The 21,487-nt window shown below is 46.1% G+C and carries 18 protein-coding genes; 11 read left to right on the plus strand and 7 right to left on the minus strand.

The genetic code is table 11. The features are described from left to right. Positions 1–149 precede the first annotated feature (149 nt). Entirely contained in the window at positions 150–416 is a 267-nt protein-coding gene (gene rpsT / locus K0H59_RS15850) for a 30S ribosomal protein S20 (protein WP_011623708.1), read from the plus strand. Between the two features lie 60 nt (positions 417–476). Here the strand turns inward: rpsT and K0H59_RS15855 are convergent, their stop codons facing one another. Then, a complete protein-coding gene (locus K0H59_RS15855) occupies positions 477–773 on the minus strand; it encodes a metalloregulator ArsR/SmtB family transcription factor (protein ID WP_006084975.1) in 297 nt (98 codons plus the stop codon). A gap of 135 nt (positions 774–908) precedes the next feature. Here K0H59_RS15855 and K0H59_RS15860 point away from each other — a divergent pair, with 135 nt between their 5' ends. Then, complete coding sequence (locus K0H59_RS15860; RefSeq protein WP_088210421.1) at positions 909–2,315, plus strand: M28 family metallopeptidase; 1,407 nt, start codon at positions 909–911, stop codon at positions 2,313–2,315. Between the two features lie 72 nt (positions 2,316–2,387). On the opposite strand, the gene yaaA is transcribed toward K0H59_RS15860, so the two are convergent. Then, positions 2,388–3,161, minus strand: coding sequence for a peroxide stress protein YaaA (yaaA, locus tag K0H59_RS15865; RefSeq protein ID WP_220053661.1), 774 nt, complete (start codon positions 3,159–3,161; stop codon positions 2,388–2,390). A 108-nt stretch (positions 3,162–3,269) separates the two neighbouring features. Continuing rightward, positions 3,270–4,736 carry a sodium:alanine symporter family protein gene (locus K0H59_RS15870; protein ID WP_220053662.1) on the minus strand — a complete coding sequence of 489 codons (1,467 nt, stop codon included), beginning with the start codon at positions 4,734–4,736 and terminating at the stop codon, positions 3,270–3,272. 430 nt (positions 4,737–5,166) lie between these two features. Here K0H59_RS15870 and K0H59_RS15875 point away from each other — a divergent pair, with 430 nt between their 5' ends. The 5 genes from K0H59_RS15875 (at position 5,167) to K0H59_RS15895 (ending at position 12,159) form a co-directional block, all read left to right on the plus strand. Then, on the plus strand, positions 5,167–7,533 hold the full coding sequence (locus tag K0H59_RS15875; RefSeq protein WP_220053663.1) for a phosphoketolase family protein: 2,367 nt from the start codon (positions 5,167–5,169) through the stop codon (positions 7,531–7,533). A 239-nt stretch (positions 7,534–7,772) separates the two neighbouring features. Then, complete coding sequence (locus tag K0H59_RS15880; RefSeq protein ID WP_176399850.1) at positions 7,773–8,894, plus strand: OmpA family protein; 1,122 nt, start codon at positions 7,773–7,775, stop codon at positions 8,892–8,894. A 248-nt stretch (positions 8,895–9,142) separates the two neighbouring features. Then, complete coding sequence (gene tal / locus K0H59_RS15885; RefSeq protein WP_039978392.1) at positions 9,143–10,099, plus strand: transaldolase; 957 nt, start codon at positions 9,143–9,145, stop codon at positions 10,097–10,099. 20 nt (positions 10,100–10,119) lie between these two features. After that, positions 10,120–11,757 carry a glucose-6-phosphate isomerase gene (gene pgi / locus K0H59_RS15890; protein ID WP_088210418.1) on the plus strand — a complete coding sequence of 546 codons (1,638 nt, stop codon included), beginning with the start codon at positions 10,120–10,122 and terminating at the stop codon, positions 11,755–11,757. Positions 11,758–11,973: 216 nt separating this feature from the next. Then, the gene (locus K0H59_RS15895) at positions 11,974–12,159 is read left to right on the plus strand and encodes a DUF3545 family protein (RefSeq protein ID WP_007650190.1); all 186 of its coding nucleotides are present in this window, start codon (positions 11,974–11,976) and stop codon (positions 12,157–12,159) included. A gap of 67 nt (positions 12,160–12,226) precedes the next feature. On the opposite strand, the gene K0H59_RS15900 is transcribed toward K0H59_RS15895, so the two are convergent. The 4 genes from K0H59_RS15900 to K0H59_RS15915 form a co-directional block, all read right to left on the minus strand. After that, the gene (locus K0H59_RS15900; RefSeq protein WP_011717974.1) at positions 12,227–12,763 is read right to left on the minus strand and encodes a hemerythrin domain-containing protein; all 537 of its coding nucleotides are present in this window, start codon (positions 12,761–12,763) and stop codon (positions 12,227–12,229) included. Positions 12,764–12,985: 222 nt separating this feature from the next. Further along, a complete protein-coding gene (locus K0H59_RS15905; RefSeq protein ID WP_220053664.1) occupies positions 12,986–13,711 on the minus strand; it encodes a hypothetical protein in 726 nt (241 codons plus the stop codon). Further along, positions 13,704–14,306, minus strand: a complete 603-nt coding sequence (locus K0H59_RS15910) for a sigma-70 family RNA polymerase sigma factor (protein WP_220053665.1) — start codon at positions 14,304–14,306, stop codon at positions 13,704–13,706. Before K0H59_RS15910 ends, K0H59_RS15905 begins: the two co-directional genes overlap by 8 nt. A 44-nt stretch (positions 14,307–14,350) precedes the next feature. Continuing rightward, positions 14,351–16,228, minus strand: coding sequence for a VWA domain-containing protein (locus tag K0H59_RS15915; protein WP_220053666.1), 1,878 nt, complete (start codon positions 16,226–16,228; stop codon positions 14,351–14,353). Positions 16,229–16,453: 225 nt separating this feature from the next. On the opposite strand from K0H59_RS15915, the gene dauA reads away from it, so the two are divergent. The 4 genes from dauA to K0H59_RS15935 all read left to right on the plus strand — a co-directional run bounded on the left by dauA (position 16,454) and on the right by K0H59_RS15935 (position 21,474). Then, positions 16,454–18,226 carry a C4-dicarboxylic acid transporter DauA gene (gene dauA / locus K0H59_RS15920; protein ID WP_220053667.1) on the plus strand — a complete coding sequence of 591 codons (1,773 nt, stop codon included), beginning with the start codon at positions 16,454–16,456 and terminating at the stop codon, positions 18,224–18,226. A gap of 244 nt (positions 18,227–18,470) precedes the next feature. Further along, on the plus strand, positions 18,471–18,962 hold the full coding sequence (gene purE, locus K0H59_RS15925; protein WP_220053668.1) for a 5-(carboxyamino)imidazole ribonucleotide mutase: 492 nt from the start codon (positions 18,471–18,473) through the stop codon (positions 18,960–18,962). Beyond that, complete coding sequence (gene purK, locus K0H59_RS15930) at positions 18,962–20,059, plus strand: 5-(carboxyamino)imidazole ribonucleotide synthase (protein ID WP_220053669.1); 1,098 nt, start codon at positions 18,962–18,964, stop codon at positions 20,057–20,059. The genes purE and purK overlap by 1 nt, the downstream gene beginning before the upstream one ends. A gap of 152 nt (positions 20,060–20,211) precedes the next feature. After that, positions 20,212–21,474, plus strand: coding sequence for a sensor domain-containing diguanylate cyclase (locus K0H59_RS15935; RefSeq protein WP_220053670.1), 1,263 nt, complete (start codon positions 20,212–20,214; stop codon positions 21,472–21,474). The last annotated feature ends 13 nt before the right edge of the window (positions 21,475–21,487 follow it).

Raw genomic sequence — 21,487 nt, forward strand, 5'->3', positions numbered from 1 at the left:
TACACGAGTTGGGTTGAAGATAGCCAAGGCGGGTTGAATTAATTTATCTTTATGATGATTATTCAATCATAGTCATTGACAAAGTGACTAAATGCAGGCATATTCCTCGGCCTTTAAAAGTATCAAATCCAGTTTTTAGGAGTTGCACCTTGGCTAATAGCAAGTCTGCAAAGAAGCGCGCGCTTCAATCTGAAAAGCGTCGTCAGCACAACGCCAGCCGTCGCTCAATGTTACGTACATACGTTAAAAAAGTAATCGCTGCTATCAAAGCTGGCGATCACAAAACAGCAACTGAAGCTTTCGCTGCTGCACAACCAATCGTTGACCGTATGGCGACTAAAGGTCTTATTCACAAGAATAAAGCTGCCCGTCATAAGGCTCGTTTGAACGCTAAGATCAAAGCACTGGCTGCTTAATTTTCTTAGTGAATATAAAAAACCGGCAATTGCCGGTTTTTTTATATCTGATGATTACCATTAATGACAATAAATATTGTTCAGTAAATGGATCATCTCACGCACTTCATCACTCTTAAGCGAATAAAATACGGTTTGCGCTTCTTTGCGTGTGGTTACTAAATTATCTTTGCGTAACCAAGCAAGGTGTTGTGATAGTGCCGATTGACTTAAGCCTAATTTTTTATTCATTTCGCCAACGCACATTTCACCTTCGTTCAATAAATAACAAAGGATAAATAAACGGCGTTCGTTTGCGAGTGCTTTTAATAGCACTACGGCATGATCGGCTCGCTCCTGCATCAATTCAATATTCATTACGCACTTTTTCTCCTAAAACTAACCCCTGCGCTAATATAGCGTTGCCTTACAGATATAGTCGGGACATAAAGCACACTTTTTGCTAGATTGTTTTCAAAAATGGGACATGCTTAATAAAAATAAAGGAAACCTATGAAATCCTACCAAACAACATTGATAACTGGTCTATTTATTGGCGGTTTGAGCGCTTGTCAAACCCACGTAGAAACACCCGTAAAAAATGATATTCCCGTGCAATTACAGCAAACCGCGTTAGCTTCTTCTTTGGGATATGACATCGTCGAATCCCTTACGGTTGAAGTTGGACCGCGCCTTGCTGGTAGCCCAAAAGACATTATTGCCGTGAACTGGGCAATGAATAAGTTAACCAGCCTCGGGTTTGATAAGGTTTATAAAGAGCCAGTGCAGGTTCCTATTTGGGAACGTGGAGAAGCCAAAGCCAAGATTATCTCGCCAGTGGAACAACCTTTAGTGATCACAGCCCTAGGCGGTAGTGTTGCAACGCCAATTGAAGGTATTAAGGCTAAAATTGCTCGTTTTGATAGCCTTGCGGCACTGCAAGCGGCAAATCCTAATGATGTAAAAGGCAAGATTGCCTTTATCGATCAAAAAACAGAACGTCACATCACGGGTGAAGGTTATGGCAAAAGTGTCGGCGGCCGCTCAAAAGGCGCAGTCGCTGCGGCACAAAAGGGAGCCGTTGCAATTGTCATTCGCTCAATTGGCACCGATCATGACCGCATGGCGCATACTGGCGTGATGCGTTATCAAGATGGAGTCGCTAAAATCCCTGCGGCGGCGATGTCAAATCCCGATGCCGACTTAATCGATGCCATGTTAAAACGCGATCCTAATGCGGTGCTCGAGCTGCATATGTCACCGAAGGATTTAGGTACGAATACCTCTTATAACGTGATTGCAGAAGTCACTGGCAGTAGTAAACCCAATGAAATCGTGCTGATTGGCGCCCATTTAGATTCTTGGGATGAAGGGACGGGGGCGATTGATGATGGCGCTGGCGTTGCGATTGTGACTGCCGCGGCGAAACATATTCAAGATCTTCCGCAAAAGCCTGCGCGTACTGTACGAGTGGTACTTTACGCTGCCGAAGAAATTGGCTTAGTGGGAGGCAAAGCTTATGCTGAAGCACACAAAGCCGAGCTACCTCTGCATTATATTGCTGCCGAATCGGATTTTGGCGCAGGCCCGATTTATCAAATCGATACCAAGGTAAATGATAGCGTTTTTGCACAAGTCCAAGAGAGCATAAAGCCAATGACATATAACGGTGTCGCCCTTGGTAATAATCAAGCCTCTGGTGGCCCTGATGTCTCTATGTTGCCCGCATTAGGCGTACCTGTTGCGTCATTAAGACAGGATGGCCACGATTACTTCGATTATCACCATACCCCTAACGATACCTTAGATAAAATCGATCCTAAGGCGCTCGCGCAAAATGTGGCGGCATATGCACAATTTGCCTATATCATGGCGAACTCGAATTTAGTGTTAACACCGATTAGTACTGAGTCGAAATAATCTTCCGCCAGCACATCCTTCGTAAATAAAAAGAGCAGCCTAGGCTGCTCTTTTTATTTAACGCATTATGAGTTACTGCGCTTCACGCAAGAATGTTGGCTCATTCGGTTTACTCAATTCTTCACTGTAGTAATAATCTGCCACATCAAACGCCTTTAATTCCTCAATCGAACTCACTTGCTGGTCAATGATATATCTTGCCATCATTCCCCTTGCCTTTTTAGCAAAAAAACTGATGACTTTATATTGGCCATTTTTAAAATCTTTAAAGACAGGGGTGATTAATTGACCTGCTAATTGTTTTGGTTTTATCGCCTTGAAATATTCATTGGATGCGAGGTTGATAATGATGTCATCCCCCTGCGCAGCGACCGCATTATTGACCGCTTCGGTGAGTGTATTACCCCAAAAATCGTAGAGATTCTTACCTTTAGGATTGGCAAGCGCCGTCCCCATTTCTAAGCGGTAAGGTAAAATCAAATCCAAGGGGCGCAGTAAACCGTAGAGCCCAGATAAAATACGCAACTGTGACTGGCTGCGTTCGAGCTGTTCGGGTGTCAACGTATCAGCATCAAACCCCGTGTAAACATCGCCTCTAAAAGCAAAAATCGCCTGCTTAGCATTATCAATGCTGTAATCGGGTGCCCACTCCCCAAAACGCGCGGCATTTAAACCTGCGATGTTATCGCTCACCTTCATTAATGTTGCTATGTCACTGGGGGTTAACCGTTGGCAGACTTGAATAAGCTCTTGGCTATAAGCTAAAAAATCGGGCCGAGTGTGGGTTTGAGTCAAGGGAGGTTGCTCAAAATCTAGGGTTTTCGCCGGTGAAACCAAAATCAACATTAACACGCTCCAACAAATAAAATACGCCACTATGATACTGAACAAGCATAAAAAAACCACGTACGGATGACGTGGTTTTTCCGATAGCGCTAATCAGTGAACTTGAGTTTAGCGACTAAGCGCAGATTCTGTACGCGTTTTCGCCTGCTCGTTGGCACTATTATCCTGCCAAATACCGTCATCGAGTTGTTCCATCAATTCGGGGAACTTACTGCGATCGAACTCAGGCATTTTGCCACTCTTCAATTGTTCACAGTAATCGTTGATAACCCGTATTGCCAAACCAGATAACAGCAGCAATGCTATGATATTGACCGTGGCCATCAGTCCCATAGACACGTCCGCTAAGTTCCACACTAAGCTGATTTTGGCTACAGCACCAAACATCACCATGCCTAATACACACAGACGAAATAGTGGTAACGCCTTAGTGCTGTTACCCGTTAAAAACATCACATTGGTTTCGGCGTAGGAATAGTTAGCAATAATAGAGGTAAAGCAGAATAGGAAGATGGCTATCGCAATAAAGGCGCCGCCCCAATCTCCTACGTGGTTTGACATCGCATTGATGGTGAGACGAATGCCATCTTCGCTAGAACCGATATCGCCTGAAAGCAAAATAATCGCCGCAGTTGCTGTACAGATAACGATGGTATCGACAAACACTCCCATCATTTGCACAAAACCTTGGGATGCAGGATGATTAGGATTAGGTGAGGCACTCGCCGCCACGTTTGCCGCGCTGCCCATCCCCGCCTCGTTTGAGAACAAACCACGGGCAATACCTGCTTGCATAGCCTGAGCGACCGTATAGGCAACACCACCTGCGGCGGCCTCTTGCCAACCGAACGCACTCTTTACAATCAAGCTGATGATGGCTGGCAGTTGATCTAAATTGAACAGCACGATAATAAAGGCAATCAGAATATAAGCCAGTGCCATGATAGGCACGATAAACTCAGACACTCGCGCAACTTTACGTAAGCCACCGACAATCACAAAACCACTGGCTAACACTAAGCCGATACCCACATAGGTCGGGTTGAAGCCAAACACCCGCTCCATTGCACCCGTAATGGTATTGGCTTGCACCGCGTTAAACACCAAACCAAAGGCGATGATCAGGAAGAAAGCGAACAACACCCCCATCCATCTTTGACCAAGTCCCTTCTCCATATAATAAGAAGGACCTCCTCGAAACTGACCGTTGGTATCTCGTACCTTATATACTTGTGCAAGCGTCGACTCCACCATAGCCGTAGCCATACCCAACATGGCGATTAACCACATCCAGAACACAGCGCCAGGTCCAGCAGCGCCAATCGCCACGGCAACACCGGCCATGTTTCCGGCACCAACCCGAGCGGCCATACTCGTACAGAATACTTGGAATGAAGACAGACCACTTTCACAGCCTTGGCGACTCATGGTCATGACTTTTAGAGAGTGCTTGAAGTGTGTAAGTTGAATAAATACAAGTCGTAAGGTGAAATAAAGCCCCGCACCCACCAATCCGTAAACGAGCAATTTGCCCCAGAGCAGTGCGTTCAAAAAGTTTACAATCGTTTCTAACATATTATTTTACTTCTTCCCGTAGCAAATGCCCGCCTCCACCTATACTTAGCGAGGTGCAACATTTGTGGTGAATGAATCCTTCCAAATAAAGGTAAGAATATCGGTAGATTTATTCTTTCAAATTATCCTTCCGTGAATTTACAACATCACGGCTACCGAATTCAACGCAGCAAAATAGCACAGTATTCGAAATTACTCATGTGATCAAGCCTAGGTTTGCATCGTTAAATAGCTACAACCTCACACTCGCAAAGCTTAGATAAGTCACTGTTAATATTAAATTAACAATTTAATAAACTTAATCCACATGCGTTAACGACGAACACAAGTTTTAAAATTTGGATGCAGGGCACATTTTTGTAAGAAAATTACAAATATAGTAATCCCAACACAACACAGTTCAATTCCGTCTGCTCTAGTGAGGCTTAATATGACGACTACACATGAGATAAATGCTCTTAAAAAATATGTAAGAGCCACTAACTTCCTCGCCACCTCTCAGATTTACCTAAAGCAAAACGTATTACATAAGCGCCCACTTGCGCATTCGGACATTAAACCTCGCCTGTTAGGGCACTGGGGGACTTGTCCAGGGATTAACTTCGTTTATGCCAACGTCAACCGACTCATTGTAAAACATAATCGTCCTTTTATTTACTTAGTCGGCCCAGGCCATGGTTTCCCCGCAGTACAAGCTAACCTATTCATCGAAGGCTCACTCAGCCACTTTTATCCAGAAACCATTCCTTATAATGAAACCGGTATCGAAGATATCTGTAAGAAGTTTTCGGCAGCCTATGGTTACCCTTCTCACGCAAACCCAGAAGCACCCGGTCAAATCCTTGAAGGGGGCGAATTAGGTTACTCGTTAGCTGTAGGTTGGGGCGCGGTATTAGACAATCCTGATCTTATCGCAACCGTATTAGTGGGTGACGGTGAATCAGAAACCGGTCCTCTAGCAGCCTCTTGGTATGCGAACCGTTTAGTCTCCCCTGCCACCAACGGTGCAGTGTTACCTATAGTACATATCAACGGCTATAAGATTTCAGGCCCAACCCGTATGGGACGCATGAGCCATGAAGAGCTAGATCTTGAATTCCGCGGTCTTGGTTATCATCCCATTATTGTCGACAGCGAAGCGGAAGAAGATATCTACGTCCAAATGACAACCGCGATGGATACCGCTTATAGCATGATCAACGATATCCAAACCCGCGCACGCAAGGGTGAAGATATTGTCAAACCTCGCTGGCCAGTGATCTTAATGCGCACCGCCAAAGGCTGGACAGGTGTAAGCGAATATAATGGTACAAAATTAGAAGGTAACTGCGAATCGCACCAAGTTATCGTCAACAAATGTGCGACCGATAAAGGCCACCTCAGCGCACTGGATAGCTGGTTGGCTAGCTATCAGTTCCAAGAGCTTTACCAAATCAATGGCCAGGGTGAACTGATTTTTGATGCAGATATTAGCTCCTTGATCCCACCTAAGCATTTAGCTTGTGGTCGCCAACATCTCACTTATGGTGGTGAAGTTGTTAGATCGTTATCCAATCCTGATCTCGAAAAACTCAGCTACGGTCCAGAAGTGCCACGTGGACACCGTGGTTACTCTATGTTGAAAATGGGTCAATGGATGCGTGATGCATTCAAACTGAACCGTGACCAACGCAACTTACGTATCTTTAGCCCAGACGAAACCTATTCAAACCAACTGCAAGCAGTATTTGAAGAAACCGACCGCGCATGGCAATGGCCAATTGAAAGTTGGGACGAGGATATGACTCGTGATGGCCGCGTGCTCGAGTTACTCTCTGAGAACTTACTATTTGGTATGTTACATGGCTACACAGTAACGGGTCGCCACGGCATGTTCCCAACCTATGAGTCTTTCTCACAGGTTGTATCTTCAATGGCCGACCAATACTGTAAATATGTTTACGCCAGCCAAGGGGTGCATTTCCGCAAACCTTTACCTGCGTGCAACGTGGTACTTTCTTCACTATTAGAGCGTCAGGATCACAACGGTTACTCGCATCAAAACCCATCGTTCCTCGGTGCGATGTTAGAAAAACATCCAAAGATTATCTCTGCTTATTTACCTGCTGATGCAAACAGCACCTTAGTTTATACCGAACGCGCTTTTGCAGATCGTGACAAACTAAACATCCTAGTTGCCGGTAAAAAAGAACTACCACAATGGTTGAGCTTAGAAGAAGCACGTAAACAAGCGAAAGACGGTGTGATGGTATGGGATTTTGCTTCAGATGAAAATCCAGATATCGTGCTTGCAGGTTGTGGTGATTATGTCACTCAAGAATGTATGGCCTCTTTAGTGATTATTCGTGAACTGTTACCAAGGGTCAGAATTCGTTTTGTCAGCGTGACCGAATTAAGCAGTGATGGCTTAGGTAGCCGTAAATTTAAAGAAAAACCATGGATGATGGATGAAATATTTACCCAAGATAAAGGGGTAGTATTTAACTATCACGGTTATCCAAATACGATCAAAAAGTTAATTTTTGACTACAAAGGAAGTCGCCGTTTCAGAATTAAAGGTTATGAGGAAGAAGGTTCAACAACAACACCATTTGATATGGGTGTTCGCAATGGCACTTCTCGCTATCACCTTGTTATTGATATGGCTTACAAACTATTCCAGCAAGGCGTCATTGATGAAACTAAGCACGTTTCAATCACGACCGATATGCTGCAACGACTGGTTGATCATCGCAACTATATTAAAGCAAACGGTGTTGACCCTGTTGAAATTGAAAATTGGGTTTGGACTCGTTAATTCAAAACTTAATTAACAAGTTTGATACAATTAAAAGGCATCCTTCGGGATGCCTTTTTAACATCAATCAAAAGTAACAATATTCTATTCGATAAAAAAACTTCAGAGTAAGCACTGGAAAAATTTAACAAATGCAGTGATAATTAATCGCTGGCTACAATACCAAAGGATCCCCACACTAAGTGCTAGCAATGTTTTGCATAAAACCTGCAAAGCATATTGGTGGAGAATCATAAACAATGGACTTAGAGAAAATGATGAAGAATACATTAAAAGTAGTTTTGCTTACATCAATGCTTCCACTTGCTGCCAGTGCATCTCAAGAGCTAACACCTTGGTATGTTGGTGCAGGTTTAGGCGTTAATAACTATGAACACATTGCAACTGACAACGGCGATGACAACCCATACGCATGGGACATCTTCGCAGGCTATATGTTTAATGACTACTTTGGTGCTGAAATCGGCTATCGTGATCTAGGTAGTGCAGATTGGACCTATGCAGGCATTGGCAATGATGCAGATGTAAAAGGTGCAACTCTTGGCTTAGTGGGCGTGTGGCCACTAGGTAACCGTTGGAGTCTGTCTGCTGAAGCTGGCGCAATGTACTACACCCTAGAAAACAACCAACGCGTTGGTGGCGTATCTAGTTCTTACAGCGAAAACGACTTCGCACCTTACTTCGGTGCGGGTGTTGGCTATAACTTCACTGATAACCTGAAGTTACAAGCTAAATACCGTCGCTATGAAAACTTAGACGATAACGCTGGTGCCAGTGCGATCGTTCCAGTAAATGCAGACAGCAACTACTGGGGCTTAGAATTAAGCTACCGTTTTGGTACTGCCGCGGCAGCACCAGTGGCAGCGGCCGTTGTTGCAGCAACCCCAGTTGATTCTGACAACGATGGTGTTTACGACGATAAAGATCAGTGCCCAGCAACTCCAGCAACTCACAAAGTTGACTCTGTTGGCTGTACTATCTACGAAAACGTTAAGAAGCAAGAAGATGTAGGTTCTATCCAGTTTGCTAACGATTCTGCAGTAGTGAAGAAAGAGTACTACAAAGACATCGAAAGACTGGCTAACTACATGAACAAGAACCCAGAATTCACTGTTGAAATTGCGGGTCACGCTTCTAACGTAGGTAAACCAGAATACAACATGGTTCTGTCTGACAAGCGTGCTGACGCTGTTGCTAAGATCCTTGTTGAAAAATATGGCATCAGCCAAAGCCGTGTAACTTCTAACGGTTACGGTATCACTAAGCCATTAGTGGCTGGTGACTCTAAAGAAGCTCATGCAGCTAACCGTCGCATCGAAGCTATCGTGACAACTACTGAAAAACAGCCTGTTCTGAAGTAATTGCACTCTTAAGAATAAAAAAGTCGCTGCTTGCAGCGACTTTTTATTTTTATAACATCTACACTATGCAATCTGATGATGCTTAGCTAATCGTTGTAATGCAATCACAGCTTTTCGCGCTAATACGATATAGTTTTACCATTTTTGTAATTTTTTTACATTGATGGTTGGAAAAGTTGGCAAAATCGCTTCTAATAGTCATCAGTTCATTTCTGAGTTTAGACCGCTATCTGAGAAGGATGTTTTTCATGGCAAATACACTAGAGCAACTCAAGTCATACACTACGATTGTGGCCGATACTGGCGATATTGAAGCGATCAAACGCTATCAGCCAGAAGACGCAACGACCAACCCATCACTCATATTAAAAGCGGCTCAAATCCCCGAGTATAGCGCTCTAATCGACAATGCTATCGCATGGGCTAAATTACAAAGTGCTGATATTGAGCAACAGATTGATGATGCCAGCGACAAACTTGCCGTGAACATTGGCGTGGAAATTCTGAAACTGGTTCCAGGCCGTATTTCAACTGAAGTCGATGCCCGCTTGTCCTTCGATAAAGAAAAATCCATTGCGAAAGCGCACAAACTAGTACGTCTATACCAAGAAGCTGGCGTGGATAAATCTCGCATTCTGATCAAATTAGCCTCAACTTGGGAAGGCATTTGTGCCGCCAAAGAGTTAGAGCAAGAAGGCATCAACTGTAACTTAACCCTACTATTTAGCTTCGCTCAAGCGCGTGCCTGTGCTGAAGCTGGCGTGTACTTAATTTCTCCATTCGTTGGCCGCATACTCGATTGGTACAAAAAAGACACAGGTAAAGACTATGACGCAGTAAATGACCCAGGTGTCGTTTCTGTGACTGAAATTTACAACTACTACAAACAGCATGGCTATAACACGGTCGTCATGGGCGCAAGTTTCCGTAATATCGGTGAAATCATCGAATTAGCGGGTTGTGACCGCCTGACTATTGGCCCTTCATTACTCGAAGAGCTGGCAAACTCTCAAGTTGCTATTCAGCCTAAACTGCTTCCTGCCAGCACCACAGTTGCTGCGGGTGAGCCTTTAACCGAAGCGCAATTCCGCTGGGACTTCAACCAAGATCCTATGGCTGTCGACAAGTTAGCAGAAGGTATCCGCAACTTCGCCATCGACCAAGGCAAACTCGAAGTCATGCTCAAGGCAAAACTGGCAAACTAAGTATCTTCGGAGACGATTCGATGACTATCTTGACCCAAAGCACAACTTGGCAAGCGTTAGCCGCGCATAGCCAGCAGATCCCGCATATGCGGGAACTCTTTGCAGGCGATCCTGCACGCTTTAGCAATATGTCGCTTTCTACCTGTGGCTTATTTTTAGATTATTCAAAAAATAGAGCGACACCAGAGACACTCAACTTGCTGCTGACACTGGCGCAAGAGGCAAAGCTTGACGCTAAAATCAAGGCGATGTTTGCTGGTGATATTATTAACACCACCGAAAAACGTGCCGTGCAGCATACCGCACTGCGCAGCACCGCCGAGCAAACCATCATTGCCGAGGGTCAAGATATCGTTCCTGAAGTACAGCAAACGCTGAACAAGATGCAGCAATTTGTCACTTCAGTTACCTCTGGACAATGGAAAGGTTTCACTGGCAAAACTATTACCGATATCGTCAGCATTGGTATCGGTGGTTCGTTCCTTGGCCCTAAGATAGTTTCCCAAGCATTACGCCCTTACTGGATAACAGGTCTCAATTGCCATTTTGTCGCCAACGTAGATGGCACCTCGATCAGTGAAAAACTTAAGCTGCTCGATCCAGAAACCACCCTGTTTATCATGTCGTCTAAGTCTTTTGGTACACAAGAGACGCTGACCAATACCTTAACTGCCAAGGCGTGGTTCTTAGCCAAAGGTGGTTCACAGTCTGATGTGGCGAAGCACTTTGTTGCCGTGACCTCTAACGTGGTAAAAGCGACTGACTTTGGTATCGATGCCGACAATATCTTCCCGATGTGGGATTGGGTTGGTGGTCGTTATTCACTTTGGTCAGCCATTGGCTTACCCATCGCTTTACTTATCGGCATGGATAACTTCCGCTCCCTATTAAAGGGCGCGCACCAAATGGATACCCATTTTGCCAATGCGCCTCTGGCCGAAAATATGCCCGTCATCATGGGCTTATTCTCTCTGTGGTATGGCAATTTCTTTAATGCCCAGAGCCATGTGGTACTGACTTACGATCATTACCTACGCGGACTTCCCGCTTACTTCCAACAACTGGATATGGAAAGTAATGGTAAATCGGTCACGCTCAATGGTACTCATGTGGATTACAGCACGGGTCCTGTAATTTGGGGCGGCGAAGGCACAAACGGTCAGCACGCTTACCACCAGCTGCTACATCAAGGTACCGCATTAATCCCTGCCGATTTCATTATGCCGCTGCAAAGCCATAATCCTATCGGAGAGCACCATGATCAGTTAGCCTCTAACTGCTTCGGACAAACCCAAGCACTCATGCAAGGCCGTACCTTGGATGAAGCACTGGCCGAATTGAGCAAGAGCAACTTAAGTGATGAAGAGAAGTTACTTATCGCCAAACACAAAGTCATGCCAGGCAATAAGCCAAGCAACACGCTGTTAATGGATAAGCTGACTCCTGAAACCTTAGGTGCACTGATTGCGCTCTATGAGCACAGAACCTTTGTCCAAGGCGCCATTTGGGATATCAACTCCTTCGACCAATGGGGTGTTGAACTCGGAAAAAGCTTAGGTAATGACGTCCTCGCCCGCATCGGCGCCGAGCAAGACGCCACCGCCTTAGATGCCTCAAGCAATGGGTTAATTAACCTATATCGACAGGGTAAAATCTGATCGAACAAAAAGCCAGCAATCGCTGGCTTTTTTATTTTATCTTATTAATAAACCTAAAATATTCGCTCACAACTTCCTCTAGCGCTCTCGCGAAGATCAATGACATATCATTCAAACTTCATTTCAAGTTAACACAAATGAAACATAATTCTTGCACCCTGTTTTGAAAATATGTTATTTAATCGCTGACAAAACATACAACAACAGGAGGTTACCATGGATCGTTTAGATTATGGTTGTGCGCTAGATGAAGTCGTAGAAAGACCCGATCGCTCGCGAGGCTCCAATAAAAAGCGTAAGTGGCGAGAAATTGAAGCGTTAAAGGACAAACATCGTTTACTCAAGGAACTTCAAGAGATTGATAACAACTTTGATTACGATATAGACGCTATCCAGTTGTAACCCATTGTTTGATAAACAGCATATAAAGAAAAAGCGCCAATGGCGCTTTTTCTGTTTCTACACTCATCTACTCAGCTGTCCTGAGATAAGAACGCAGCTCATCAAAGGCCTGTTGCTCACGGTCTAGGAATAACGGATCATCGATTAACGAGGCTTGGCATTGTTGCTCAATAAGGTGCCAATCCTTATCAGTTAAGGTTTTAGCCAATAACGGGAAGATTTCCCGCTCTTCCATTTGCATATGCTTTTCTTGCAGGTCGACATATTCGGCAAAATCAGCCACCAATTTATCTCTCGCGACTACTATGTCACTCAGGATCAAATTCAAGGTATTCATTAATGCCGAGGAGGCCGCGGTTACCACTTGGTGCTCGGCGCTAAGCTTATCAATTTCATCATTTGCCTTATTTGCCAAATAATAAGCATAGATAATGTCTTCCACAGGATGATGGCTACGCTCAGCATATCCTTGCATATACTCTACTATGTCCCGAACCACGATAAAATTAATCGCCTCGCCTTCAGCTAATTTCATCTGCTTGTTTTTCAAGACATTCAATAAAACTGCTATATGTTTATGATCATGCATGAGTCTTTTAAGCATATCGCCTCCTGAAATTGGGCTCTGACTATTGATACTAGTCAAGTCGTTTATCGATCTCCAATATAACAGGCGAATTCCTGTTCACTTTATGACCATGATCAAGTAATTAACACGAGAGTCTGTAAAAAAGGCAATATTAATAGGCAAAACATCTTTATGTCACAATAGTGAGCACTGACAGTGAGTTAGGACAACTATCTCTAACCCACTGTAACTTGATGATTATGGATTTAAATCACTAAGCTGTTGTTGCAATTCTTTAAATTTGGCAATCATCTTAGCATCAACCATTACAGGCTCTGTTTCGCTTTTTGCCAACTCAGGATATTGCTTCAGCAGCGTTTGCGCTAAGGCAGATGCCTCCTGGGTTTCTTTGGCTTCAATCAAGGCTTGTAAGCGTGTTAAATACTCCATCAAAGCCTCATCACGAGGTATTACAGCTTGATCTGGCTGCGGCAGTGCCCGCGCAATTTGTGGTGCAGCACGAGACTCAACTTGCTGATTTTCCTGCGCAGACATCTTAGCCTGTGCCTTTATCACTTCCCTTTGCCGATTTTGTGTGGCGGCCTCTTCCACTTTGGCTTGATGCGCCATCTCGGCTTGCTGCGCAGCGTTATCTAACTGAGTTTGAGCGGGCATTGGCGCACTCATAGTCAAAGCGGCTGGCGCGACTAACTCCTCCTCAAAATGGCCTCGGTTAAGGATCACTAAACCAACAACAAGCACTAAGGAGGCCGCACTCGATAACGCCCATGGAAAACGGCGCCACACGGGCGTAGCTACAGGCTTAAGCTGGCTCACATTCATTTCAGCTAGGCGGGCCTGTGATAGGCGCAAAATATCTTGGTCGAGCCTCTCTGGCGGCATTTCCAGTGCTTGTTTGTGATACCAAGCCGAGACTTCCTGACGTAGTGCCTCTTCTTCCGATGACAGAGTGGAATTACTCATGGCCAACCTCCTGCCATTTAGCATTGACACAATCTTTTAAGCTTTGATACGCGTAGCGAATGCGGCTCTTAGTCGCCTCAAGTGTCACCCCGGCAATATCGCTGATCACAGCTGCGGTAAAGCCCATTTCAATATTGAGAATAAAGGCCTCTTTCTGCACTTGGGGTAACAGGGCAATACAGGTTTTCAGCAACAGACTCTTTTGTATTTCCTGCCAATGCACCTCGGGTTGTTCCTGCTCTGCTCCCACAAAGGTATCTAGCCCTTCCTCGTTATCGTGGCTGACTAAGTCGACGGGTTTGACGGCCCTGACATGGTCAATCAACAGATTATGGGCAATCCGATAGAGCCAAGTATTAAACTTAGCGCTCGGCTCATAGTTTGCGGCGGCACGGATCACCCGTCCCCAGGTTTCTTGATATAAATCTTCGGCTAACTGTTTATCACCGAGTTGGCGCACAAAGTAACGGTACAAAGCGCCTTTGTGTTTAAGATAAAGCTGCTCAAACGCTTTGCCATCGCCCTTGGCATAGCGCAGCATTAACTGTTCATCGGTATGCTCATGGGCATGCATTTGCGGTATCGCTAGGGCCATGGCAGGTCCCTAATGGTTAACTAACTGAAAAATAATTATCTGGCTCATTGCTGATGCAGTTTGTCCTCGGGCGGGAAAGGTCTATCTCCGGCATCAAAGGATTTTTTGATTGGCGCTCGCTGTGTTTGTGCTAGTGCCGCAGCGGTATCGACAAGTTGTATAAATTCATGTCGGTAACCGCTGGTATCTTCCCCCAGCGCAGAACGAGTGAGCGCACTAAGCTTATTATAATCAAATTGATGCAAATAGTGGCTTTGATTCAGCAACTGTCCTAAACCAGCCACTGCAGCGGCAAAACGAAAATCGTCACTCGCCTGCGCTAATGATTTTACCCTTTGCTCAGCTCGAATCGGATAACTCAGTAACTGGCTTTGAGTCGCATCCGGTAGCTGATAACGTAATTTCAGAAAGGCGATTTCGTCGCGGCTATATTTTTCATTGCCCGTTTTGGGATTATAACCATAGCGAAGCTTATCATTGGCCAAATTCCCTGCGTCCACATAACGCAACTCGTAAAGCGCCGTGACCGTATGCCCTGCGCCAATTTCGCCCGCGTCCACCTTATCGTTATTAAAATCTTCACGCGCGAGGGCTCGGTTCTCATAGCCAATCAAGCGATACTCGGCCACAAGAGCGGGATTAAACTCGACCTGCACTTTCACTTCTTTCGCTATGGTGAGTAAGGTTGCACTTAACTGTTCCACCAGCACTTTTCTCGCCTCATTGAGAGAATCGATATAGGCGTATTGCCCATTGCCCTTATCGGCTAATTGCTCCATCAAATGGTCATTGTAGTCGCCCATGCCAAAGCCGAGTGTCGTGAGCCCTATACCCTGTTGTTTCTGTATGCTAACTAAATCGATTAACTCATCGAGGTTGGTCGTGCCGACATTAAAGTCACCGTCGGTCGCGAGAATGACTCGATTGATACCGCCTTCAACAAAATGTTTCTGTGCTAATTGATAGGCAAGCTGAATTCCCTGCGCCCCATTGGTTGAACCGCCAGCACTGAGCTGCTCTAACGCATAGTTAAGGGTTTGGGTATCGTTACCTGCTGCGCCATCTAACACTACGCCAGCGGCGCCGGCGTAGACGACAATCGATACCTTATCCTGAGCATCCAATTGCTGAGTCAGCATTTTCAAAGCAGTTTGCAGCAAAGGTAACTTATCGGGCGATGCCATCGACCCTGACACATCCAGCAGAAACACTAAGTTACTGGCCCCCAGTTCAGCCTTACTCTGCTCATATCCCTTCAAACCGATGCGAAGTAACATCATGTCATCGTTATAGGGCGATGGAGCAAGCTCGGTCGTGACACTAAAGGGCGCATCATTTTTTCCCGGCAACTGATAGTCATAGGAAAAATAATTCAGCATTTCCTCAACTCGCAGCGTGTCCTTCTGTGGTAATCGCCCTTCCTTCAACATTCGTCTTAAGGTCGTGTAACTACCGGTATCGACATCGATTGCAAAGGTGGAGACCGGGATTTCCCCCGCAACCATGATGCCGTTTTGCACTTGCTTCTCGAAGCGATTGCGCTCGGGTGGCACAGCCCCTGGCCAATCACCATTTAACGCGGGCGCCGCACTGATACTAGCAGCAGGTTGCGCGATATAGGCTCGACTCTCAGCACTCATTGTCCGCAATTTTGCTGACGAAGCTTGTTCATGCATCGCGATTGCGGCATCTCTTTGCCTATTGGCCTGACGCTCTGCTCTTTCATGACGCTCTGCACTTTGTTTAAGCGCCGCCTGTTGCTCGGCGACGAGTTTTGCTTGAGCGGCTAATTCTGCAGGGGTTTGCTGTTCCGCGGCTTTATCACTGCAACCACTCAAGCCGAGCAAAATAGCGAGTGTTAATCCCGAAACAACAAAGCTTAAATGCGTTTTATGGCGAAAGACTGAAGATGGATATCTCATGGCAGTTACCTAATCAAAGTGTTCTCAATGGTGGATATCCCTATAAACGCAGCTTCGACACAAAAGGGTTATTTGATAAGAGAAATTGTCACATTCACTTTACCAAGCACAGTATTTATCAAAAACAAAGACATTTAACCGTCTTTTGCAACTATGATCACACAAGGACATTTTTCTGGACTCTAAAATAGAGCCTTGTAACAAGCCGCGTTTATGGACCCACACGTGTCACACTCTGCTCATTTGTTTTCATTAAGAATTGCCCACGCCCTTAGCGAGGCGTGCGTAAAAGATAAGTATTCGGTTAAACGTTTTGGACAAGATCTGCTGGCGGGGCTCACCGTCGGGATTATTGCCATTCCGCTCGCAATGGCACTGGCGATTGCCAGTGGCGTCGCCCCACAATATGGCCTATACACCGCCATTGTCGGTGGTTTTATCATTGCGATGACGGGCGGCTCCCGTTATAGCGTGTCAGGGCCAACGGCCGCCTTCGTCGTATTACTCTATCCCATCGCCCAGCAATTTGGTTTGGCGGGACTGCTCATTGCGACTGTGATGTCAGGCATGATGTTAGTCGCCATGGCGATGTTAAGACTGGGTCGATTGATCCTCTACATCCCAGAATCCGTTACCTTAGGTTTTACCGCAGGGATTGGGGTAGTGATTGCAACCTTGCAGCTAAAAGACTTCTTTGGCCTGCATATAGAGCACATGCCGGAGCAGTATTTTTCCAAAATCATGGCCTTAGGTCAGGCATTACCCAGCCTTCACTTGCCGAGCTTGTTAGTCGCCGCGGCCACCTTAGCCACTATGTTACTCTGGCCTAAATTGAAGATCCCAGTACCAGCCCATCTACCCGCAATCGCCTTAGGCAGTATTCTTGCCCTAGTACTAAATGCCATGGGCGCCGATATTGAAACCATAGGGACACGCTTTCATTATCAATTAAGCGACGGCAGTTTCGGCACTGGTATTCCCGCAGTTCTCCCACACTTTGAATGGCCTTGGTTACAAACAGGCGCAAACGGTCAAGCCTTTGAATTTAATCTGGCGACCTTTCAAGCCTTACTGCCCGCCGCCTTTGCGATTGCCATGTTAGGTGCGATTGAATCGCTGCTGTGTGCAGTAGTGCTCGATGGCATGACTGGAAAACGCCACAGCGCGAACAGTGAGCTTCTCGGCCAAGGGATAGGTAACATCATTACCCCATTTTTTGGCGGTATCCCAGCAACGGCGGCCATTGCGCGCAGCGCGGCAAACGTTAAGGCGGGAGCCCAGAGTCCGATAGCATCGATGATCCACGCCATAGTGGTCTTGGTTGGGTTAGTCGCGCTCGCAGGAGTATTAGCCTACTTACCCATGTCAGCCATGGCCGCATTATTATTGGTGGTGGCTTGGAATATGAGTGAAGCTCCCAAAGCGGTGCATTTATTGAAAACGGCACCCACCAGCGATATTTTGGTGTTTCTAACCTGTTTTTCTCTCACAGTCATTTTCGATATGGTGATCGCCATCAGTGTGGGGATTATCTTAGCCGCACTGCTGTTTATGAAAGAAATTGCTGAGATGACCAAGCTTTATGATATCAGCAGTAATAAGCGCTATGTCGATCAACCCCTACCCGCTGACTGGGCGGTTATAAAAATTAACGGCCCATTATTTTTTGCCGCAGCTGATCGAATTTTTGCCGAGATAGCGAGCCTCACCCAAGACAAACAAGTCATCGTCCTTTACTTAGATGGGGTGTCCATTCTCGATGCGGGTGGTCTTGCGGCGCTCAATAAACTCATCGATAAATGTAAGCTTAACCACACTAAGCTGATCATTGCCGATTTGCAGTTCCAGCCTATTCGCACCCTAGCGAGAGCTAAAGTGCAACCAATTGAGGGCGTACTGAAGTTTTATCCCACCCTGCGCGAAGCCTTGGCAGAAGCGCCTATGCCTGAGCAGATTCTCGAATCAAGCACGACTGTCACTCAGTCACCCTCAAGTTAACCCTTCTTATACCTTGTCCCCTGAAACCTTTAATGGTCTCAGGGGATTTAAGCTCATTCAGCGAACACTTTATCCACGCTAAAAGCGCTATTTTTACGCGCAAAAAACGTCAGAAATCAGGCTTTACATGCTATTATTCTGCGCCATGATGCTCCCAGCTCTGATAAGGGTTGCGGACATCGACTGTACCCAGACCTGATACAAGGTCAAAATATAATTAAAATTAGTGAGTTAAGGAGTTATCATGCAAGCCCTTGTTGCTGTTGTTATGGGTTCTAAGAGTGATTGGCCCACAATGGAAGCCGCCGCTGAGATCATGGATAAACTGCAAGTGCCTTACCATGTTGAAGTCGTATCTGCCCATAGAACGCCAGATAAACTGATGGAGTTTGCAGCCGGAGCCGCTGACCGTGGTTTTAAAATTATTATCGGTGGTGCGGGCGGTGCTGCTCACTTACCCGGTATGATTGCCTCAAAAACTCGCTTACCCGTATTAGGTGTACCAGTACAAAGCAAAGCGCTGTCGGGCATGGATAGCTTACTGTCTATCGTGCAGATGCCAAAAGGCATTGCCGTTGGCACTCTGGCCATCGGAACCGCAGGAGCCTTTAACGCCGGACTACTCGCCTGCCAAATTCTTGCGAATAACGATGCCGAACTTGCCACACGTTTAGAAGCCTTTAGAGAAGAACAAACCCGCGCAGTGCTGGACAATCCCGATCCGAGGGAAGCCTAATGACTCAAGCAAGTTCAAAACCTAAGGTTTGGGTATTAGGTAATGGCCAGCTTGGCGCCATGCTGACCCATGCGGGCGAACCTCTGGCTATTGATGTTCGCGCCGTCGATATCATGACGCCAACCGATGAAATCCTGCCGCTGGCACCTCAGGATATCATCACCGCCGAACGCGAGCAGTGGCCTGAATCCGCCCTAAGCTTACAACTCAGCACCCATCCTCATTTTGTTAACGGCCCAGTATTTAGCCGTTTGGCCGACCGTTACAGCCAAAAAAGCTTACTCGATCAGATCCAAGTCCCAACCGCGCCTTGGACACTCGTCGATAATAAGACCAACGTCGAAAACCTATACCAAGCCTTTGGTCCTCGCGTGCTGATGAAGCGCCGCACGGGTGGCTACGACGGTAAGGGTCAACATTGGCTAAAACAAGCCGAAGCGGGAGAGATCCCCCAAGATTGGCGTAACTTGGCCATTGCCGAGCAAGCAATTAACTTCGATGAAGAAGTCTCCTTAGTCGGCGTACGTACCCGTGAAGGTCAATGCGTGTTTTATCCATTAACACTCAACCTGCACCAAGACGGCATTTTGATGGCCTCAATTTCGCCACTGACTCGCCTGAATCACCTGCAAGCCCAAGCGGAAGGCATGCTTAGCGCCATTATGCATGAGCTGGAATATGTCGGCGTGATGGCGATGGAGTGTTTCCGTGTTGGCGATAAGCTACTGGTTAACGAGTTAGCCCCACGGGTACACAACTCTGGCCATTGGACCCAAGCAGGCACCCATATGGATCAATTCCAACTGCATTTAAGAGCCCTGTGCGGTATTGCGATTCCGCAGCCACAGGTGAACTTTCAATGCGTGATGGTCAATTTGATTGGTATCGAAAACGATCCCCGCTGGTTAAGCCTGCCTAATGCCGAACTGTACTGGTACAACAAAGAGGTTCGTCCTGGCCGTAAAGTCGGGCACTTAAACCTTTCTGTGCCGAATACTGTCGTGTTAAAAGACAGCATTAGCGCGCTGCAAACTTGGATGCCAAGCCAATACCAAGCGCCACTCGCGTGGATTTTAGCTGAGTTCGCTAAAGCCTAACCGATCCGCAGACCACTGATAAGGGAGCAAATTTGTTCCCTTATCAGTCATTTTTTTATCTTCGTTATATACTTATCCATACTCAGCGTGAATGAGTTAGTGATGTAGTGATTAAAGCAGACTAACCGGAGCACGAACAAAGGAACTGCCGAGTGAAATTAAGGGATAATTTTAAACGTAAAACCATAGACCGCTTGGACTATCGCTATCATCTATTGCTGCTGATAGTGCCAATAGTATTATTCGTCTTACTGTTTGTGTTTAATGCTCCCACCGAAGGCTGGACTATCCTGCCGCTGCTGTTTGTCTGTCTTATCTATGTGATTGCCTACAGCCTTATTTACTACCTGCACCAGGGTCGCTTAACCCGCCTATGGCAACACTTAGAGCAAGTGGTGAGCATTAACGACGCCATTTACGAGCTTGCCCATCTGTCGAGCCAGTATAAAAATGAACATGCGTTTCTCGATGCACTGCTGAATAAAGCCGTTTGCATCATTAACGGTGCCGAAATGGGTAGCATCATCAAAGTCAACGAAGAGACCCATAAACTGCACTTCGAATCCGTTGTTGGGCTTGATCTTAACATGCTCAAGCAATTGAATTTTTCCCTCGAGCAATCCTTCGAATATCGACTCACTAAGGGCAAATGCGATCGCGTGGTGGTAGTGGATGATATGAAAAACATCAATGCCGCCAGTACGCTCACCGGTGAAGAGCAGCACATCTTGCTCACCGCTGCTAAGCAACCGATACGTTCTACACTCTCAAGCCCAATACGCATCGATGGCAAACTCTATGGCATGCTTAATCTCGACAGCAGTAGTGTCGGAGCCTTTAGTGATTACGACCGCAATCTGGTCTCTATTCTCACCCATGAGGCCAGCAATGCGATTGCCCTGTACCAGAAGTCATTGCAAATCACTAAACTCGCCAACTTCGATAACTTAACCGGACTCTATAACCGTAAAAACTTCGAAGATGCTTTGCAACATTGGCAACCTAAGGCTCATCTAGGCAGCTTTTTGGTGATTATCGATATGGATAATCTCAAGACCATTAATGATCAGCATGGGCATCAAGCCGGCGATATGGCCATTAAGCGAGTAGCTAATACCATTCTGAGTTATTGGAAGCATAAAGGCATTATCTCGCGCTTCGGGGGGGATGAGTTTGTCGCCCTCTGCCATGGTCCATTAGAGCTGCTTGAAAGCGATTTGGATGCTATGCGCGTCAAGTTACACCAAGAGTCATCCTTAAATCTTAACTTCAGCGTGGGTATAGCCGCATACGACAATGATTGGGCAAAATCATTTAAATTGGCAGACCAAGCCATGTATGAGCAAAAACGCGGTAAGAAGAAAGCGATAAAAGCACTCGAAGCGATTGCTGCCAATAACCAATTAGCGCAGTAGTGACATTAGGAGC

The organism is Shewanella sp. FJAT-51649 (assembly GCF_019457435.1).
GTDB lineage: Bacteria > Pseudomonadota > Gammaproteobacteria > Enterobacterales > Shewanellaceae > Shewanella > Shewanella mangrovisoli.

Excerpts from the sequence above, each read along its gene's own strand:
- K0H59_RS15855 (WP_006084975.1), bottom strand. The coding sequence starts at position 773 with ATGAATATTGAATTGATGCAGGAGCGAGCCGATCATGCCGTAGTGCTA.
- K0H59_RS15860 (WP_088210421.1), top strand. The coding sequence starts at position 909 with ATGAAATCCTACCAAACAACATTGATAACTGGTCTATTTATTGGCGGT.
- yaaA (WP_220053661.1), bottom strand. The coding sequence starts at position 3,161 with ATGTTGATTTTGGTTTCACCGGCGAAAACCCTAGATTTTGAGCAACCT.
- K0H59_RS15870 (WP_220053662.1), bottom strand. The coding sequence starts at position 4,736 with ATGTTAGAAACGATTGTAAACTTTTTGAACGCACTGCTCTGGGGCAAA.
- K0H59_RS15875 (WP_220053663.1), top strand. The coding sequence starts at position 5,167 with ATGACGACTACACATGAGATAAATGCTCTTAAAAAATATGTAAGAGCC.
- K0H59_RS15880 (WP_176399850.1), top strand. The coding sequence starts at position 7,773 with ATGGACTTAGAGAAAATGATGAAGAATACATTAAAAGTAGTTTTGCTT.
- tal (WP_039978392.1), top strand. The coding sequence starts at position 9,143 with ATGGCAAATACACTAGAGCAACTCAAGTCATACACTACGATTGTGGCC.
- pgi (WP_088210418.1), top strand. The coding sequence starts at position 10,120 with ATGACTATCTTGACCCAAAGCACAACTTGGCAAGCGTTAGCCGCGCAT.
- K0H59_RS15895 (WP_007650190.1), top strand. The coding sequence starts at position 11,974 with ATGGATCGTTTAGATTATGGTTGTGCGCTAGATGAAGTCGTAGAAAGA.
- K0H59_RS15900 (WP_011717974.1), bottom strand. The coding sequence starts at position 12,763 with ATGCTTAAAAGACTCATGCATGATCATAAACATATAGCAGTTTTATTG.
- K0H59_RS15905 (WP_220053664.1), bottom strand. The coding sequence starts at position 13,711 with ATGAGTAATTCCACTCTGTCATCGGAAGAAGAGGCACTACGTCAGGAA.
- K0H59_RS15910 (WP_220053665.1), bottom strand. The coding sequence starts at position 14,306 with ATGGCCCTAGCGATACCGCAAATGCATGCCCATGAGCATACCGATGAA.
- K0H59_RS15915 (WP_220053666.1), bottom strand. The coding sequence starts at position 16,228 with ATGAGATATCCATCTTCAGTCTTTCGCCATAAAACGCATTTAAGCTTT.
- purE (WP_220053668.1), top strand. The coding sequence starts at position 18,471 with ATGCAAGCCCTTGTTGCTGTTGTTATGGGTTCTAAGAGTGATTGGCCC.
- purK (WP_220053669.1), top strand. The coding sequence starts at position 18,962 with ATGACTCAAGCAAGTTCAAAACCTAAGGTTTGGGTATTAGGTAATGGC.